The sequence below is a fragment of the Pseudomonas sp. WPR_5_2 genome (genome assembly GCF_003634475.1).
Classification (GTDB): Bacteria; Pseudomonadota; Gammaproteobacteria; order Pseudomonadales; family Pseudomonadaceae; genus Aquipseudomonas; species Aquipseudomonas izuensis.
On sequence record NZ_RBLA01000001.1, the window covers coordinates 654,945 to 672,398 of the forward strand.

Genomic DNA, 17,454 nt, shown 5'->3' on the forward strand with positions numbered 1-17,454 from the left:
TAGCCATCAGGCCGATGAAACGCTTGTTTGATTGACCGTAGACGCTCTATCGCGGCACCTAACTCCTGTGGGAGCAAAGCTTGCTCGCGATGACGGACTGACATTCAACATTGATGCTGACTGTTATACCGCAATCGCGAGCAAGCTTTGCTCCTACGGGGTCGGGGTCAGTCGCTTTCGTGTTCGAGGTGCCCATCCCACCCGCCACCCAGCGCCGCAATCAACTGCACGCTGGCGATCAAACGGCTCTGCAACAGATCCAGCGCACTGCGCTCGTTGTTCAATGCCGCCGCTTGAACCACCACCACATCCAGATAGGCAATCACCCCGGCCTTGTACTGGTTCTGGGTCAGGCGCAACGATTCACGGGCCGCATCCAGCGCCTGTTGCCTCACGACGGCTTCGTTCTCCAGCACCTTGAGCTGCACCAGAAAGTTTTCCACTTCACGGAAACCGTCGAGCACGGTCTGGCGGTATTTGGCGACGGTTTCGTCATAGGCCGCTTCGCTGCGATCAACCTCCGCCGAGCGCTGCCCGCCGTCGAACACGGTCATGGCCAGTTGCGGGCCCACCGACCAGAAGCGGTTGGGCAAGCTGAACAGGTCCTTCGACGTACTGCTGCTGTAACCGCCGTTCAGACTCAGGGTCAGGTCCGGATAATAGGCGGCCTTGGCCACGCCGATGTTGGCATTGGCGGCGATCACCGAACGCTCCGCCGAGGCAATGTCCGGTCGCCGTTCCAGCAGTTGCGAAGGCAGGCTCAGCGGCACCTCCGGCAGGGGCGGAATTTCGTCGGTTTCAGCCAGCTTGAACTCGGCCGGCGCCAGACCGATCAGCACGGCGATGGCATTTTCGAACTGGGCCCGTTGCCAGATCAGATCGACCAGGTCCGCCTCAGTGCTCTTGAGCTGAGTCTGCGCCTGGGCCACGGCATCCTTGCCGGAAACGCCGGCGCGGTACTGGTTTTCGGTCATTTTCAGCGAACGCTGGTAGGCCTCGACAGTCGCTTCCAGCAACCGCTTCTGCTCATCGATGACCCGCAATTGCAGGTAGTTCTGCACCAGTTCCGACTGCTGGCTCAGACGTATCGCCGCCAGATCGGCGTAGCTGGCCTCGGCATTGGCCGTGTCGGCTTCGAGGCCACGGCGCAATTTGCCCCAGACATCAGCCTCCCAACTCACGCCGGCCTGCGCCGTGTAGGTGTTGCGGATGCCGCTCGAAGAACTGCTCAGGCTTGAACTGCTGCTGCCGGTGCCCTTGCCGGAACGGGTTTTCCCGGCGGTCAGGTCCACCGTCGGGAAAAACGCGCCCCGGGCACTTTTGACCAGGGCCTGGGCCTGGCGGTATTGCGCCTCGGTCTGGGCAACCGTCTGGTTAGCGCTATTGAGCTTTTCGATCAGGCCATTGAGTTGCCGGTCGCCATACAGCTCCCACCAGGCACCGCGGGCCAGGGAATCGCTCGGATTGGCCTGGCGCCAGCCGGCCGCTTCCTTGTACTGCGCCGGCTCCGCGGTTTGCGGACGCTGATAATCCGGGCCGATGGCGCAGGCACTGAGCATCGCCGCGCACAGCGACAGGCTCAGCAACCGCGAGCCTCGGGCCTTAATCAACGATGCGGCCAGCGGTGTAGCCAGGTTGAACAGCGAACGGTCAGTCATAGCGGAGTTTCCAGAGCAGCATCGGTACGCACCCCACGCCAGTGGTTGAAGCGATGGCGCAGTTTGTCGAGATAGAGGTAAACCACCGGGGTGGTGTAGAGGGTCAGCACCTGGCTGAAGATCAGCCCGCCAATGATGGTCAGGCCCAGCGGCTGGCGCATTTCCGCCCCTTCGGCGCGGCTCAGCAGCAGCGGCAAGGCACCGAGGATCGCCGCCAGGGTGGTCATCAGGATCGGCCGCAACCGTTGCAGGCAGGCGTTGCGGATAGACTCCAGCGGTGCCATGCCTTGCTGGCGCTCAAGCTGCAAGGCCAGGTCGATCATCAGGATGGCGTTCTTCTTCACCACGCCGATCAGCAGGAACAGCCCAAGCAACGAAATCAGGCTGAACTCGCCGCCCAGGGCATAAATCGACAGCAACGCGCCGACCCCCGCCGACGGCAAGGTCGAGAGAATGGTCAGCGGATGAATGTAGCTTTCATACAGCACACCGAGCACCAGATAGACCGCCACCAACGCCCCCAGAATCATCCATGGCTGGCTTTTCTGGGTCGCGGCGAAGGCATCGGCGGTGCCGGCCATTTTCACGATCACGTCTTCCGGCATCCCGAGTCTGGCAATCGCCCGCTCGATGGCCGCCGTGCCCTGCTCCACCGTGACGCCTTCGGCCATGTCGAAGGAGATACTTTCGGAGGCGAACTGGCCTTCGTGGCTGACCCGGTCGTCTTCCAGGCTGTTTTCGTAGTGAGCGATGGTCGACAGTGGAATCCGTGCACCGGCGGCAGTAATCACCTGAACCTGCTTGAGGGTGATCGGGTCCTGGGCGTATTTCGGATTGACCTCCATCACCACCTGATACTGGTTGAGGCTGTCGTAAATGGTCGAAATCTGCCGCTGGCTGTACGCATTGTTCAGCACCGCCGTGACCATGCTCATGTCCACCCCCAGGCGCTTGGCCTGGTCACGATCGACAATCAACGTGACTTGTTGGGCGCCGCGGCCTTCACGGGCATCAATGGCCGTCAACTCCGGCAAGGCCTTCAGTGCAGCGACGACTTTCGGATACCACTCTCGCAGCTCGCCAAGATCGGCGCTTTGCAGGATGTAGGAATACTGCGACGTGGTCTGTTCGCGACCACCACCGAATTGCAGGTCCTGATCCGCCATCAGCATCAGCTGCGCGCCCGCGACCTTGGGCATTTCCTTGCGCAGGCGTTCGATGACCTTTTGCGCGGAAATATTGCGTTCCTTGATCGGCTTGAGACGCACCAGCATGAAAGCGTTATTGGTGCCGTTGGTGCCACCGATGAAGCCGGCAACGCTTTCCACGGCGTCATCCTTGAGCACGGCACGGCGAAAGGTTTCCATTTTCGGTTGCATCACGCTGAACGACAGGCCGTCGTCGCCGCGCACGAAGCCGATCAGTTGCCCGGTATCCTGCTGAGGTAAAAATGTCTTAGGAACAACGACATACAGCGCAATGTTGACGCCGACAGTCACGATCAGGCTCAGCAAGGTCAGTCGTCGATGGCGCAGCACCCAGTCGAGGCTGGTCGCATATTTTCCGACCATCCACTCGTTGGCGCGCCGGCTCCAGCGTTGCAGGCGATTTTCCTGGCCTGGCGTATGCGGCTTGAGCCAGCGGGCGCAGAGCATCGGGGTCAGTGTCAGCGAGACCACCAGCGACACCACGATGGCCGCCGCCAGGGTGATGGAAAACTCGCGGAACAGGCTCTCGATGATCCCGCCCATAAACAGGATCGACAGGAACACCGCCACCAGCGACACGTTCATCGACAGCAAGGTGAAACCCACCTCCTGGGCACCGAGATAGGCCGCCTTCATCGGCTTGATACCTTCGTCGATGTGCCGCGAGATGTTCTCCAGCACCACGATGGCGTCATCCACCACCAGCCCGGTGGCGAGGATCAACGCCATCAGCGACAGGTTGTTCAGCGAAAAACCGTAGAGGTACATCACCGCAAAGGTGCCCACCAGCGACACTGGCACCGCCAGGGTCGGGATCAACGAGGCGCGGAAATTACCGAGGAACAGGAACACCACCAGGATCACCAGGGCTACGGCGATCAACAAGGTCATTTCCGCTTCGTGCAACGTCGCTTTGATCACCGGCGAACGGTCCATGGCCAGGTTCAGTTTGACGCTGGCCGGCAGCACCGCCTGCAACGCCGGCAACTGCGCCTTGATCTCGTTGACCGTCTCGATGATGTTGGCGCCCGCCTGCCGGTTGATCACCAGCAGCACCGCCGAATCGTCGTTGAAAAAGCCGCTGTTGTAACGGTCCTCGACGCCATCGCTGACCTTGGCCACGTCCTTCAGGCGCAGGGCTGCGCCATCCGCGTAGTGGATGATCAGCGACTCGTAATCCTTGGCCTTTTCCAGTTGATCGTTGGCTTGCACCTGCCACAGCCGCTGGCCATCTTCCACCGAACCCTTGGGCCGGCGCACGTTGGCATTGGCAATGGTATTGCGTACATCGTCCAGCGCCACGCCGTACTGGTTGAGCGCCTGGGGTTCGAGCTCGATGCGCACCGCCGGCAATGAGCTACCGCCGATCTGCACTTCACCCACGCCCTGCACTTGCGACAGGCTCTGGGACAGGATGGTCGAGGCCAGGTCATAGAGCTGGCCTTTTTCCAGCACATCCGAGGTCAGCGACAGCACCATGATCGGCGCCTGGGACGGGTTGACCTTCTTGTAGGTCGGCATGCTGCGCATCCCGCTGGGCAGCAGGTTGCGCGAGGCATTGATCGCCGCCTGCACTTCCCGCGCCGCGCCATTGATGTCGCGGTCCAGGTCGAACTGCAGAATCACCCGGGTCGAGCCCTGGCTGGAGCGACTGCTCATGGTGTTGACCCCGGCGATGGCGCCGAATGAACGCTCCAGCGGTGTCGCCACCGTGGAGGCCATCACTTCGGGACTCGCTCCGGGCAGACTGGCCTGGACCACGATCACCGGGAAGTCCATTTGCGGCAGCGGCGACACCGGCAGCAGGCCGAAGCTCACGCCACCGAGCAGCATGATCGCCAGGCTCAGTAGCATGGTTGCCACCGGTCGTTTGATGAAAGGACCGGAAAGGTTCATCGCCCCTCCCTCCCTGCACCAATCCCTTTAGGAGCGAGCCTGCTCGCGATGAGGCCTGCACATCCGACATGGATGGAGGCTGATCCACCGCAATCGCGAGCAGGCTCGCTCCCACAGTGTCTACGGTTCAACACTTTCACACCGCCACCTCTTCGGCTTTGGACTTGCCGAAACGGCGACCGAGACGGTCGAAGTACAGGTAAATCACCGGGGTGGTGAACAACGTCAGGATCTGGCTGACCAGCAAGCCGCCGACCATCACCAGACCCAGCGGCTGGCGCAGTTCCGCCCCGGAACCAGTGGCGAGCATCAGCGGCACCGCACCAAACAACGCGGCCAGGGTGGTCATCAGGATCGGCCGGAAGCGCAGCAAAGCGGCCTGATAAATCGCCGTTTGCGGGTCCATGCCCTGATTGCGCTCAGCGTCGAGGGCGAAGTCGATCATCATGATCGCGTTCTTCTTCACGATGCCGATCAGCAGGATGATGCCGATGATGGCAATCATCCCCAGGTCATTGCCGCTGAGAATCAGTGCCAGCAAGGCGCCGACCGCCGCCGAGGGCAAGGTGGATAGAATGGTGATCGGGTGAATGTAGCTCTCGTACAGCACGCCCAGCACGATGTACATGGTCACCACCGCCGCCAGAATCAGCAGCAAGGTGCTCGACAGCGAGGCCTGGAAGGCCTGCGCCGCCCCCTGGAACTGGGTCTGCACGCCAATCGGCATGCCGATGTCCTTCTGCACCTGTTCGATGATCTGCACCGCATGCCCCAGCGCCACGCCGGGCGCCAGGTTGAACGACATCATCACCGCCGGGAACTGGCCGATATGGGTGATCGCCAGTTGCGCCTGGCGTTCTTCGATATGCGCCAGGCTGGACAGGCGCACCTGACCGCCATCGGTGGTCTTGACGTGTATCTGGTCCAGCGCCTGCGGGCCGATCTTCTCGCCGGACTGTGATTGCAGCACCACGCGGTACTGGCTGGCCTGGGTGTAGATGGTGGAGATCTGCCGCTGGCCAAAGGCGTCATACAGCGCATCGGTAATGTTCGACACCGACACCCCGACCCGGGATGCAGCATCGCGGTCGATCACCAGATAGACCTGCAAGCCCTTGTCCTGCAAGTCGCTGGCAACGTCGGTCAGTTCCGGGCGGTCCGCCAGGGCTTCGACCAGACGCCCGCTCCACAGGCTCAACAGCTCCGAATCCGGCGACGACATGCTGAACTGGTACTGCGTGCGGCTGACCCGGTCCTCGATGGTCAGGTCCTGCACCGGCTGCATGAACAGGCGGATGCCCACCAGCTTGTCCAGTTCCGGTTGCAGGCGGGCAATCACTTGCGTTGCGCTCAGGTCGCGGTCGTGGTGCGACTTGAGGTTGATCAGCAATCGACCGCTGTTGAGGGTCGAGTTGTCGCCATCCACGCCAATGTAGGAGGACAGGCTTTCGACGGCGGGGTCGGCCAGAATCACCTTGGCGAGTTCTTGCTGGCGCTCGCTCATGGCGGCGAAGGAAATCGACTGCGGGGCCTCGGAAATGCCCTGGATAACGCCGGTGTCCTGCACCGGGAAGAAGCCCTTGGGCACCACCATGTACAGGAATACCGTCAGCGCCAAAGTGCCAATGGCCACCATCAAGGTCAGCGGCTGGTGCTTGAGTACCCACTGCAACTTGCGCCCGTAGGCGGCGATCATCCAGTCAATGGCCGCGCCGCTGGCGCGGTAGAAACGTCCCTGTTCGCCTTCCTTCGGTTCGCGCTTGAGCAGCCGCGCGCACATCATCGGCGTCAGGGTCAGGGACACCACCAGGGAAATCAGGATCGCCACTGCCAGGGTGATGGCAAATTCGCGGAACAACCGCCCGACCACATCCGCCATGAACAGCAGCGGGATCAGCACCGCAATCAATGACAACGTCAGTGAGATCAGGGTGAACCCGATCTGCTTGGCGCCTTTGAGCGCTGCGTTCAGCGGGCTGTCGCCCTCTTCAATAAACCGGGAAATGTTCTCCAGCATCACGATGGCATCGTCCACCACGAAACCGGTGGCGATGGTCAGGGCCATCAGGGTCAGGTTGTTGACCGAGAAACCGGCGAGGTACATCACGCCGAAGGTACCGATCAGCGACAACGGCACGGCCACCGACGGAATGATCGTGGCACTGGCCCGACGCAGGAACAGGAACGTCACCATCACCACCAGGGCGATGGCGATCAGCAATTCATGCTGCACGTCCTTGACCGAGGCGCGGATGGTCTGGGTGCGGTCAGTCAGTACGACGACGTCGAGACCGGCCGGCAGGTTGTCGGTGATACTCGGCAGCAAGGCCTTGATCCGGTCCACCACTTCGATGACGTTGGCACCCGGTTGACGCTGGATGTTCAGCAGCACCGCCTGGTTTTCATTGGCCCAGGCCGCCAGTCGCTCGTTTTCGGCGCCATCGACGATCTCGGCCACGTCCTTGAGCCGCAGCGGTGCGCCATTGGCGTAGGCCAGGATCAGGTTGGCGTAGTCCGCGGGTGAAGTCAGTTGATCGTTTGCGTCGAGCATCGACACCCGGGTCGGGCCATCGAAGTTGCCCTTGGGCTGGTTGACGTTGGAAGCACCGATCAGGGTGCGCACGTCCGACAGGTTCAGGCCGTTGGCCGCCAGAGCCTCAGGGTTGACCTTGATCCGCACCGCCTGACGCTGGCCGCCGGCAATGCTGACCATGCCGACGCCGCTGATCTGGGCGATTTTCTGCGCCATGCGCGTATCGACCAGATCGTTGAGCTTGGGCAGCAACATGGTCTTGGAAGTAATGGCCAGCGTCAGCACCGGCGTATCGGCCGGGTTGACCTTGTTGTACACCGGTGGCGCCGGCAGGTCCTTGGGCAACAGGTTGGTCGCGGCGTTGATCGCGGCCTGCACCTGCTGCTCGGCAACATCCATGTTGATGTCGAGGCTGAAACGCAGGGTCAGCACCGAGGCGCCGCCGGAACTGGTCGAAGCCATCTGGGTCAGGCCGGGCATCTGCCCGAACTGCCGCTCGAGCGGCGCGGTCACGGCGCTGGTCATCACATCCGGGCTGGCGCCGGGATAGAGGGTCATGACCCGAATGGTCGGGTAATCGACCTGAGGCAATGCCGACACCGGCAGCAATCGATAGGCGATGACGCCGGCCAGAATAATGGCCAGCATGCTCAGGGTGGTCGCTACCGGGCGAAGGATGAACAGCCGCGAGAGATTCATGCGCCGCCCTTTTTCGCCTTGTCGGCAGGCGCCGGCTCAGTGGAATTGGCCGCCGATTTGCCTTGCAGATGCCCGGCGGGGTTTGTCGGCACGTCCTGAGGGTTGTTGACCACCTCCACGTCGCTACCGTCCTTCAGGCGGTCAGTGCCTTCCAGCACCACGCGATCACCGGCAGCAAGGCCTTCAGTGACCACCGTGTTGGTACCATCGCTGGCGCCGATTTTCAGCTGGCGAATCTTGACCTTCTTGTCGCCGTCCAGGGCATAGACGAACGTGCCGTTGGTTCCGAACTGGATCGCGGCGGACGGTGCGAGGACCACGTCCTTGAGGGTGTCGGCCAGCAGGCGCACGTTGACGAACTGGTTGGGGAACAGCGACTGGTCACGGTTGTCGTAACGTGCCTTGAACTTCAGGGTGCCGGTGGTGACGTCGATCTGGTTGTCCAGGCTCTGCAGTACGCCGGTGGCTTGCAGCTTGGTGTCACCGCGGTCCCAGGCCTCGGCAGGCAATCTGGCACCACTGCGATAACGCGCGAGCACCGTGTCGAGGCTGCTTTCCGGCAAGGTGAAGGCCACGCTGATCGGCTGGGTCTGGGTGATGATCGCCAGCGCCGTGGTGTCGTTGGCCGCGACCAGGTTGCCGACGTCGAGCTGGCGCAGGCCAACGCGTCCGGCGATTGGCGCACGGATCTTGGTGAATTCGAGATTGAGCTTGGCGTCATTTACCGCCGCCTGATTGGTCTTGACCGTGCCCTGGAATTGGCCGACCAGCGCGATGGCGGTGTCCAGGGTCTGTTTGGCGATGCTGTCTTCCTTGTAGAGCCCGGTATATCGCTCCACATCCACCTGGGCGTTTTTCAACTGCGCCTGATTCTGCAGCAAGGTGCCTTCGGCCTGGAGCAAGGCGTTCTGGTAAGGGCGCGGGTCGATTTCAGCCAGCAGGTCGCCCGCCTTGACCATCTGCCCTTCTTCGAAATAGATCTTCACCAGCTCACCGCCGACACGGCTGCGCACATTGATGGTATTCAACGCTGTGACCGTGCCCAATGCCTTGTAATACAGCGGGAAATCACCCTTGACCGCCGGCGCTACCCGTACCGGAACCGGCCCCGTTGCACCGCCGAACCCCGGACGCATCGCGCCTGACCTGCCAGTGTGCCCGGCCACGGCTTTCGGCTGCGCGCCTTCTTTCGGCGCAGCACCACCGGGCCAGAACTTCCAGCACAGGGCAGCGATGACCAACAGGACAAGCAGGCCAAACAGCCAGCGACGGGGACTACGGGAAGCGGAGGATTGCATTGAGTGATCAACCATTGGGCGCGAGGGCTTCTTTTACATAAGACAGAACGATAAGCACTGGCGGGGTTTAAGCAAAGCGCCTTTACCGGCAATTTACCTTTGGCTTACGTAACAGGAGATTTATCCAAGATACTGAAACACAAATGAAAACGGCCTGGACAGGGCCAGGCCGTTAACAATTGTAAAACTTTACTTATTTCAAGACAGCGAGTGCTGCTTCGTAGTTCGGTTCCTGACCGATTTCACTGACCAGTTCGCTGTGCAGCACCTTGTCGTTCTCGTCCAGAACGACCACGGCACGGGCGGTCAGGCCTTTGAGCGGGCCGTCGGCGATGGCCACGCCGTAGTTCTGGATGAACTCGGCACCGCGCAGGGTCGACAGGTTCTGGACGTTTTCCAGGCCTTCGGCACCGCAGAAGCGAGCCTGGGCGAACGGCAGGTCAGCGGAGATGCACAGCACCACGGTGTTGGCGACATCATTGGCCTGGGCGTTGAACTTGCGCACCGAAGTGGCGCAGGTCGGGGTGTCGATGCTTGGGAAGATGTTCAGCACTTTGCGCTTGCCGGCGAAGTCCTTCAGGGTAACGTCGGACAGATTGCCGGCAACCAGGGAAAAGGCTGGCGCCTTGGAACCGGCTTGAGGCAACTGGCCGTTGACTTGAACCGGGTTGCCTTTAAGAGTCACTTGAGCCATGAACGGAGTCCTTCTGAACGTTGTTGTGGAGAATCTTGAAGAGGCCGAAGTTAACCACGAAATTGATCGGCGACCTACTGCGAATACAAAACTTGCAAGCCCCCCGATCCCCTGTGAGAGCGAGCCTGCTCGCGAAAGCGGTGTGCCAGGCAAGTCATCGGTGAATGTCGAACCGCATTCGCGAGCAGGCTCGCTCCCACAAGGTCTGGTTCAAGCCAACAACCGCAACATATTGCGATGCCGCGCCGCGAAAATCCGTCGCATATAGCCGTTCACCAGCACCGCCTCGCTCAATGCACCGCCAATCGCCGAATACGTCACCCGATCGGTATACAGCGTACCCCCCTCTCCCACCGCCACCCGGTGTTCATGACGAAAGGCACGCATCGGCCCCTTGAGCATTTCATCCACGAAATGACCATCGCCGACCTCGCGGATCACCACCGTCCAATTCGAAGGAATGAAGTTGAACATCCAGTGCCGAAAGCGGAACTGCCGCCCTGCTTCGATGCGCAGATCATTCAGGTCGACCTCGCTCAGCGGTGTGATGCGTTCGGGGAAGATCTTCGGGAAGTTCACGCCTTCCAGGCAGAAGTCGAGGACTTCCCTGGGCGTGCGATGGGGGATAAGCGTGGTGAGTTCCAGAACGGGCATGAATGATGGCATTCCATTGGCCAGGGGCTCACAGACTACCACCCGATGCAGGAGCTGGCTTGTCGGGCCACCGCATCGCAGCGAAGACGGTGTGTCAGTCGGACCGCGTTGCTGCGTTCGCCAGCCAGCCGGCTCCTACAGAAAGCATCACGTAATTTGTTACGACTTTCTGTAACAGCATTGTCGATTCAGCTGTTGATCATTCGACTATAAGTGAGTCATTCAAATCCAATGGAGAAAACACCATGCGCTTCATGATCATCATCAAAGCCAGCCAGGACTCCGAAGCCGGCATCATGCCCAGCACCGATCTGCTGACCGCCATGGGCAACTACAACGAAGAACTGGCCAAGGCCGGCATCCTCCTCGCCGGCGAAGGCCTGCAACCCAGCAGCAAAGGCGCCCGTGTGCGCTTCTCCGGCGACAAACGCACGGTGATCGACGGCCCCTTCGCCGAAACCAAGGAACTGATCGCCGGTTATTGGTTGTGGCAGGTGAAGTCGAAGGAAGAAGCCATCGAATGGGTCAAGCGCTGCCCGAACCCGATGCCGGGCACTGAGGCGGAGATCGAGATTCGCCAGGTGTTCGAGATGGAGGATTTTGGCGCGGAGCTCACACCGGAATTGCGGGAGCAGGAAGAGCGGGCGTTTGGGCAGGGTAAAAAGTGTTGAGTATTTCCCGATATCGACAACCACACCCTGCTGAAACTCGCCTACGGGTGGATAAGCTTGATCCGCCTTAGTCACCGAAGTTTCTTCAGGAATACCGCGCCATCGTTGTTCGCGGGCAAGCCTCGCTCCTACAGGTGATCAGCATCTGTAGGAGCGAGGCTTGCCCGCGAATGCGTCTTTAAACACACCCGCTCAGCCTGCTGTGTACGCATTAACCTTCTAGTACTCAAAAATAAAGAATCAATCCCCTCGGCTGGCTAACCCGGATTTAGCTGCTAGCTTCAAGAGACGTGTCCTACAGCCTTGATAGCAAAGAGATTACGTCTTAACGGCCGCCAAGTGCCGAGTTGTCCAAAATGAGCCACCAGGGAATCGGGGAATCATGTTGAACAAAATGGGGATGCACGCCTGTCTTCTGGCGACTTCATTCGCACCATTCATCAGTGCCTGTGCGGACAACGCCGAGACCGCCAACAAGAGCAACAACCCGCTGAATCTCGATCCGGGGATGAACCTGCAGGATTACTACACCCCGAAGTATCAAGACTCCAATATCCATTCCAATGACCTGTTTGTGCGCGGCACGCTGCCGATTGCGCCCAATGACTTCATCGGTGTGCCGCAGTTGCTGCGCGCCACCGCGCCGATCAGCACGCGTCCCGATCCGGACGGCGGCTACAGCACCGGTGAAGGTGATCTGAACCTGTTCGATATTTTCCTGCTCAAGACCGACGGCGTGCAGTTGGGCATCGGCCCACAGATCACTGTGCCGTTTGCCGACAAGGACGAACTCGGCACGGGCAAGTGGCAGGCCGGATTCGCCGCCGTGGCCATAGACGCCTCGCCTCGCGGCCTGCTGGGCGCATTGGTGCAATACCAGCGTTCGTTCGCCGGCGACAGCGACCGCGAACAGGTTGAAACCGCCACGTTGCAACCTTTCATCATTCAAAACCTGGAACACGGCTGGTACGTGCGATCAACCGGCACCTGGACCTATGACCTGAAAAACGACACCCACTACATCCCACTCGGTTTGGGTGGCGGCAAAGTCTGGAAAGACGGGCCTAATATCCTCAATGCCTTTATCGAACCGCAATGGACTGTCGACCACAAAGGCAAAGGCTTGCCGAGATTCACGCTGTTCGCTGGCCTCAACGTCACCTTTGGAAAATAAGGACACCGCCATGCACATCGCAGTTCGCACAGCTGGCTTCGGCCTGATGACGATGTTTGTCAGTTGCGGCGTAGGGGCCGACTTCACCGCCACCCCGGAAGAAGCCCGGAGCATCGCCAAGGAGGCCTACCTTTACGGCTTTCCGGTGGTGGAGATGTACAAAACCCTCTACGCACAGGCCGTGGACAAGAAAGGCCCGAACTTCAAGGCGCCGCTCAACCAGATCGGCAACACCGCCAAGGCCTTCACCGCCAGGGATACGGCGTTCGTCACGCCCAACGCGGACACGCCTTACTCATTCGTCTGGATGGACCTGCGTGCCGAGCCACTGGTCCTCACATTGCCGCCCATCGAGGAGCACCGTTATTACTCGGTGCAATTGATCGACGCCTACACGCAGAACTTCGCTTACCTGGGGACCCGCAGCACCGGCAACAATGGCGGTCATTTCATGATCGCAGGCCCCCACTGGCAAGGTCAGCAACCCCAGAACATCGACCGGCTGCTGCGCAGTGAAACCGACATCGCCTATGCGCTTTACCGCACACAACTGTTCGATGACAAGGACCTGGCCAAGGTCAAGCAGATCCAGAAAGGCTACAAGGCTGAAACCCTAAGCCACTTCGACAAGCACAAGGCGCCACCGGCCGCCGCGAAAATCGACTGGCCCAAACCCGAGCCGAACATGAGCGACACCCCGGACCTGTTCCGCTACCTGAATTTCATGTTGGCATTCGCACCGGCCCAGGACGTGGAAAAGGATCTGCTCGCCCGTTTCAAGACCATCGGCATCGAAGCGGGTAAACCGTTCAATCTCGTCAAGTTGAGCGCCGATCAGCGCAAGGCCCTCGAAGACGGCATCAGCGACGCCAAGGCGCAATTCGCCGATTTCAAGAAAACCAGGATCGATACCCACGAAGTCACCAGCGGCGACTTCTTCGGCACCCGCGATCACCTCAAGGGCAATTACCTGTACCGCTACGCCGGCGCCAACCTGGGCATCTTCGGCAACTCCGCCGAGGAGGCGAATTACATCAGTTACTTCGTCGACAAGGATGAACAGCCGCTCGACGCCTCAAAACATGACTACACCCTGCATTTCGACAAAGACGCCCTGCCCCCGGCCGAGGCGTTCTGGTCGCTGACCATGTACAACGCCAGGAACAAACTGCTGGTAGCCAACCCGCTCAACCGCTACCTGATCAACTCGCCCATGCTGCCAGACCTCAAGCTCGACGCCGACGGCGGCCTGACCCTCTATCTGCAGAGCAAGGCCCCGGCCAAGGATTTGCAAAGCAACTGGTTGCCGGCACCCAACGGGCCGTTCTACAGCGTGCTGCGCCTGTACCTGCCTAAACCGGAAGTCGCCAGCGGTCAATGGAACATGCCGCTTTTGACCCCTGCAGCCCCGTAAAACCAACAGACGGATTCAGCCATGGCCAGGTCCGAGAGCAACGGTTTCAGCGCCGCCCGACATTGGCGTTTTACCTGGAGACAGCATGACCGCACTCAATGACCTCAACGCCCTGCAAGCCAGCATCGCCGAAGCCGTGCTCGGCCAGGATCAGGTGATTCGGCAAATCCTCCTCGGCCTGTTGGCCAACGGGCACTTGCTGCTGGAGAGTCTGCCGGGGCTGGCCAAGACCCGCACCGTGAAGGCGCTGGCCAAACATCTGGACGCGAAGATGAGCCGCATCCAGTTCACGCCGGACCTGTTGCCGTCCGACATCACTGGCGCCGAGGTGCTGCATCAGGTCGATGGCAAACACGAGATCCGGTTCCAGCCGGGTCCCTTGTTCGGCAACCTGATCCTGGCCGACGAAATCAACCGTGCCCCGGCCAAGGTCCAGGCGGCATTGCTCGAAGCCATGGAAGAACGCCAGATCACCGTGGCCGGCAACAGCCATGCGCTGCCGGAGCTGTTCATCGTGGTCGCCACCCAGAACCCCATCGAGCAGGAAGGCACCTACCCGCTGCCGGAAGCGCAAATGGACCGTTTTCTGATGAAAGTGCTGCTCGATTACCCAAGCGCCGAAAACGAAAGCCAGGTACTGCGACTGTTGCGTGAAGAAGAACAGGCACTCGGTGCCAAGGCTGCTGCGGTACAGGGCTTTGCACTGGTCCAGGATGTGATCTTCGCTGCGCGCCGGGAAGTCAGCGCGGTGCACGTGTCCGCAGCCATCGACCGCTACCTGATCGATCTGATCAACGCCACGCGGCACCCGGCCGATTACGACGCCGACCTCGCTCGCTGGATCGCCATCGGCGCCAGCCCGCGCGGCGGTATCGGCCTGGACCGCTGCGCCCGCGCCGATGCGTGGTTGCAGGGTCAGGATTTCGTCTCGCCGGACAACGTGCGCGCCGTGGTGCACCCGGTGCTGCGCCATCGCCTGCAATTGAGCTACGACGCGGTGGCCGACGGCGTGAGCGCCGATCAGGTGCTCGACCGTTTGCTCGATAAAGTGGCGATTCCTGCATGAATGCCGATGGCCTGGTCTATGTCTCTCTGGCGCAGCTAATGGCCCTGGCGTTCAAGACTCATGACCTGAGTTTTGTCGCCCGTCAGCCCCAGGGCAGCATCCTCGCCGGCAACCATGCCTCACGCCTGCGTGGCCGCGGCTTGAACTTCGATGAGTTGCGCCGCTATCAACCCGGCGACGATTTGCGTCACCTCGATTGGCGCGCGTCGCTGCGCACCGGCAAACCGGTGGTGCGCACCTTCACCGAAGAGCGCGACCGCCCGGCATTGATCCTGGTGGACCAGCGCATGAGCATGTTCTTCGGCTCGCAACGCAGCTTCAAATCCGCCCTCGCCGCCGAACTGGGTGCCCTGGCGGCGTGGATGGTGTTCAACGCCGGGGATCGGGTCGGCGGGCTGGTGTTCAACGACCAGCGCATCGACAGCATCGCACCGCTACGCAGCCGCAAGCGGATCGAAGCGCTGTGCAGCCGCATCGTCCAGCAGAACCAGGCACTGAACGCCGCCAACCCGGATGCCGAAGGTCAGGACCAGCTCGACAAGGTATTGCAGCAATGCCTGGCCCTGGCGGGACACGATCACTTGATCTGTATCGTCAGCGACTTTGCCGGTGCCGGCGAGCGCACCTTGCAGCTGATGCGGCAACTGGCGGCGCACAACGATGTGATCGCCATGCAGGTCTACGATCCTCTAGCGCTGAACCTGCCGAAAAATGGCCGCTTGCTGATCACCCAGGGCCAATTGCAGGTGGAACTGGCGGTGGAGCGTCGGCACGTTCACCAGCCGTTGGGCGACTTTCTCAGTGGTCGGCTCAAGGACGTTGCCACGCTACTGCGGCGCAGCCAGGTGCCGCTGATGATGTTCAGCACCGCCACCGACGCGCACGAACAGTTGCGTGCCGAATTGGGCAAGATGGCTGGGGCGCGGCGATGAATCCCAACATTCCGGGCATCGAGCAACTCAAGGAAATCGCACTGCCCGCACCGGTCAGTTATGCGCCGCAGACCTGGGGTTGGTGGGTGTTGCTGAGTCTGCTGGTATCGACCGCACTCATCACCGCCGCCCGGCGATATTGGCAATGGCGCCGTGATCGTTACCGGCGTGAGGCGTTGGTGCGGTTGGCGCAGTTGCAGCTGCGCAGTGATGACTTGAGTGCGCTGCGCGAACTTCCGGAACTGCTAAAGCGCACCGCCCTCTCCATGCCCAACACCGTACCTGTGGGAGCAAGGCTTGCCCGCGATGCAGACGGTGCGGTCCTTCAGGTAAACCGCGTTATCGTTCATCGCGGGCAAGCCTTGCTCCCACAGGGTCCTGCTGCGCTCGGGAAAGAGGATTGGCAAACTTTCCTGCAGCAACACTGCAAGCAACCCTTACCCACCGATTTCAGCCAACAGCTCGCCCAACTCGCCTACGCCCCGGACGCCACCCTTCAGGCCCTTCCCCCCGAACAACGCCAACAGCTGTTCGACACCTGCAAACACTGGATAGAGCACCATCATGTGGCAGCTTGATTACCCCTGGTTGTTACTGCTGCTGCCGTTGCCGTGGTTCGGCTATCGCTACCTGCCCGACTACCGCGAGGCACGCAGCGCGGTGCGGGTGCCGTTTTTTGCGGCCATGAGTCGCGCGGTCGGCCAGGCGCCGAGTCAGGCCGGCGCACGCAACAACCGTTGGCAGTTGCTGCTGAATCTGTTGGTGTGGCTGCTGTTGCTGCTGGCAGCGGCCCGGCCGGTGTACCTGGAAAAGCCCATCGAGCGCCAGCAACCGGTGCGCGACCTGATGCTGGCCATCGACCTCTCCCAATCCATGCAAACCACCGATTTCACCGACACCAATGGCCGGAAAATCAATCGTCTGGCCGCCGTGAAGGCCGTGGTGCATGGCTTTATCGACAAACGCAAAGAGGACCGCCTCGGCTTGATCGTGTTCGGCAGTGGCGCGTATCCGCAGGCGCCGCTGACCCTCGATCACGCCAGCCTGTCACTGTTGCTGGACGATACCGGTATCGGCATGGCCGGCCCCAACACCGCCATCGGCGATGCCATCGGCTTGAGCCTCAAACTGCTGGAACAGGCCCGCGAGCAGGAAAAAGTCCTGATCCTGCTCACCGATGGCAATGACACCAGCAGCGCCATCACCCCGGATCATGCAGCGGCCATGGCGGCCGCCAAGGGCGTGGTGATTCACACCATCGGCATTGGCGACCCCCATGCCGCCGGTGAAGCCAGGGTCAACCTGACGAGCCTGCAGCAGATTGCCGAAACGACCGGTGGCAGATTCTTCCGCGCCGAAGACCGCACAGCGCTGGATCAGGTCTATAGCACCCTCGACACACTCACCCCACATCAGGTGAAAACCCTCAGCCATCAACCGAAAAAGGATCTGTTCTGGTGGCCATTGGGGGCGGCGATTGCGCTGCTCGCGCTCTATCACCTGGGTGCGTTGCTGCGTCCACGTCTGTCCATGGCCCGCCAGCGGCAGGAGGCCTGA

The 17,454-nt window shown here is 61.0% G+C and carries 13 protein-coding genes; 7 read left to right on the forward strand and 6 right to left on the reverse strand.

What is annotated here, in order from left to right:
* Nucleotides 1-167 precede the first annotated feature (167 nt).
* The 6 genes from BJ917_RS02855 to BJ917_RS02880 form a co-directional block, all read right to left on the reverse strand.
* Nucleotides 168-1,658, reverse strand: coding sequence for an efflux transporter outer membrane subunit (locus BJ917_RS02855; protein ID WP_096511141.1), 1,491 nt, complete (start codon nucleotides 1,656-1,658; stop codon nucleotides 168-170).
* Nucleotides 1,655-4,762 carry an efflux RND transporter permease subunit gene (locus BJ917_RS02860; protein WP_121101708.1) on the reverse strand — a complete coding sequence of 1,036 codons (3,108 nt, stop codon included), beginning with the start codon at nucleotides 4,760-4,762 and terminating at the stop codon, nucleotides 1,655-1,657. The genes BJ917_RS02855 and BJ917_RS02860 overlap by 4 nt, the downstream gene beginning before the upstream one ends.
* Before the next feature lie 136 nt (nucleotides 4,763-4,898).
* The gene (locus BJ917_RS02865) at nucleotides 4,899-7,994 is read right to left on the reverse strand and encodes an MdtB/MuxB family multidrug efflux RND transporter permease subunit (protein ID WP_096511137.1); all 3,096 of its coding nucleotides are present in this window, start codon (nucleotides 7,992-7,994) and stop codon (nucleotides 4,899-4,901) included.
* Complete coding sequence (locus BJ917_RS02870) at nucleotides 7,991-9,307, reverse strand: MdtA/MuxA family multidrug efflux RND transporter periplasmic adaptor subunit (RefSeq protein ID WP_096511136.1); 1,317 nt, start codon at nucleotides 9,305-9,307, stop codon at nucleotides 7,991-7,993. Before BJ917_RS02870 ends, BJ917_RS02865 begins: the two co-directional genes overlap by 4 nt.
* A gap of 178 nt (nucleotides 9,308-9,485) precedes the next feature.
* Entirely contained in the window at nucleotides 9,486-9,986 is a 501-nt protein-coding gene (gene tpx / locus BJ917_RS02875; protein WP_096511134.1) for a thiol peroxidase, read from the reverse strand.
* Between the two features lie 210 nt (nucleotides 9,987-10,196).
* Nucleotides 10,197-10,640 carry a polyketide cyclase gene (locus BJ917_RS02880; protein ID WP_121101711.1) on the reverse strand — a complete coding sequence of 148 codons (444 nt, stop codon included), beginning with the start codon at nucleotides 10,638-10,640 and terminating at the stop codon, nucleotides 10,197-10,199.
* A gap of 245 nt (nucleotides 10,641-10,885) precedes the next feature.
* Between BJ917_RS02880 and BJ917_RS02885 the strand changes: the two genes are divergently transcribed.
* The 7 genes from BJ917_RS02885 (at nucleotide 10,886) to BJ917_RS02915 (ending at nucleotide 17,454) form a co-directional block, all read left to right on the forward strand.
* Nucleotides 10,886-11,311, forward strand: coding sequence for a YciI family protein (locus BJ917_RS02885; RefSeq protein ID WP_121101714.1), 426 nt, complete (start codon nucleotides 10,886-10,888; stop codon nucleotides 11,309-11,311).
* Between the two features lie 382 nt (nucleotides 11,312-11,693).
* Entirely contained in the window at nucleotides 11,694-12,485 is a 792-nt protein-coding gene (locus BJ917_RS02890; protein WP_121101717.1) for a hypothetical protein, read from the forward strand.
* Nucleotides 12,486-12,495: 10 nt separating this feature from the next.
* A complete protein-coding gene (locus tag BJ917_RS02895) occupies nucleotides 12,496-13,899 on the forward strand; it encodes a DUF1254 domain-containing protein (RefSeq protein ID WP_096511126.1) in 1,404 nt (467 codons plus the stop codon).
* 85 nt (nucleotides 13,900-13,984) lie between these two features.
* Nucleotides 13,985-14,965: a MoxR family ATPase gene (locus BJ917_RS02900; protein WP_096511124.1), complete on the forward strand. Its 981-nt coding sequence runs from the start codon at nucleotides 13,985-13,987 to the stop codon at nucleotides 14,963-14,965.
* Nucleotides 14,962-15,897, forward strand: coding sequence for a DUF58 domain-containing protein (locus BJ917_RS02905; protein ID WP_121101720.1), 936 nt, complete (start codon nucleotides 14,962-14,964; stop codon nucleotides 15,895-15,897). The genes BJ917_RS02900 and BJ917_RS02905 overlap by 4 nt, the downstream gene beginning before the upstream one ends.
* Entirely contained in the window at nucleotides 15,894-16,475 is a 582-nt protein-coding gene (locus BJ917_RS02910; protein ID WP_121101723.1) for a DUF4381 domain-containing protein, read from the forward strand. The genes BJ917_RS02905 and BJ917_RS02910 overlap by 4 nt, the downstream gene beginning before the upstream one ends.
* Nucleotides 16,462-17,454 carry a VWA domain-containing protein gene (locus BJ917_RS02915; protein WP_096511119.1) on the forward strand — a complete coding sequence of 331 codons (993 nt, stop codon included), beginning with the start codon at nucleotides 16,462-16,464 and terminating at the stop codon, nucleotides 17,452-17,454. Before BJ917_RS02910 ends, BJ917_RS02915 begins: the two co-directional genes overlap by 14 nt.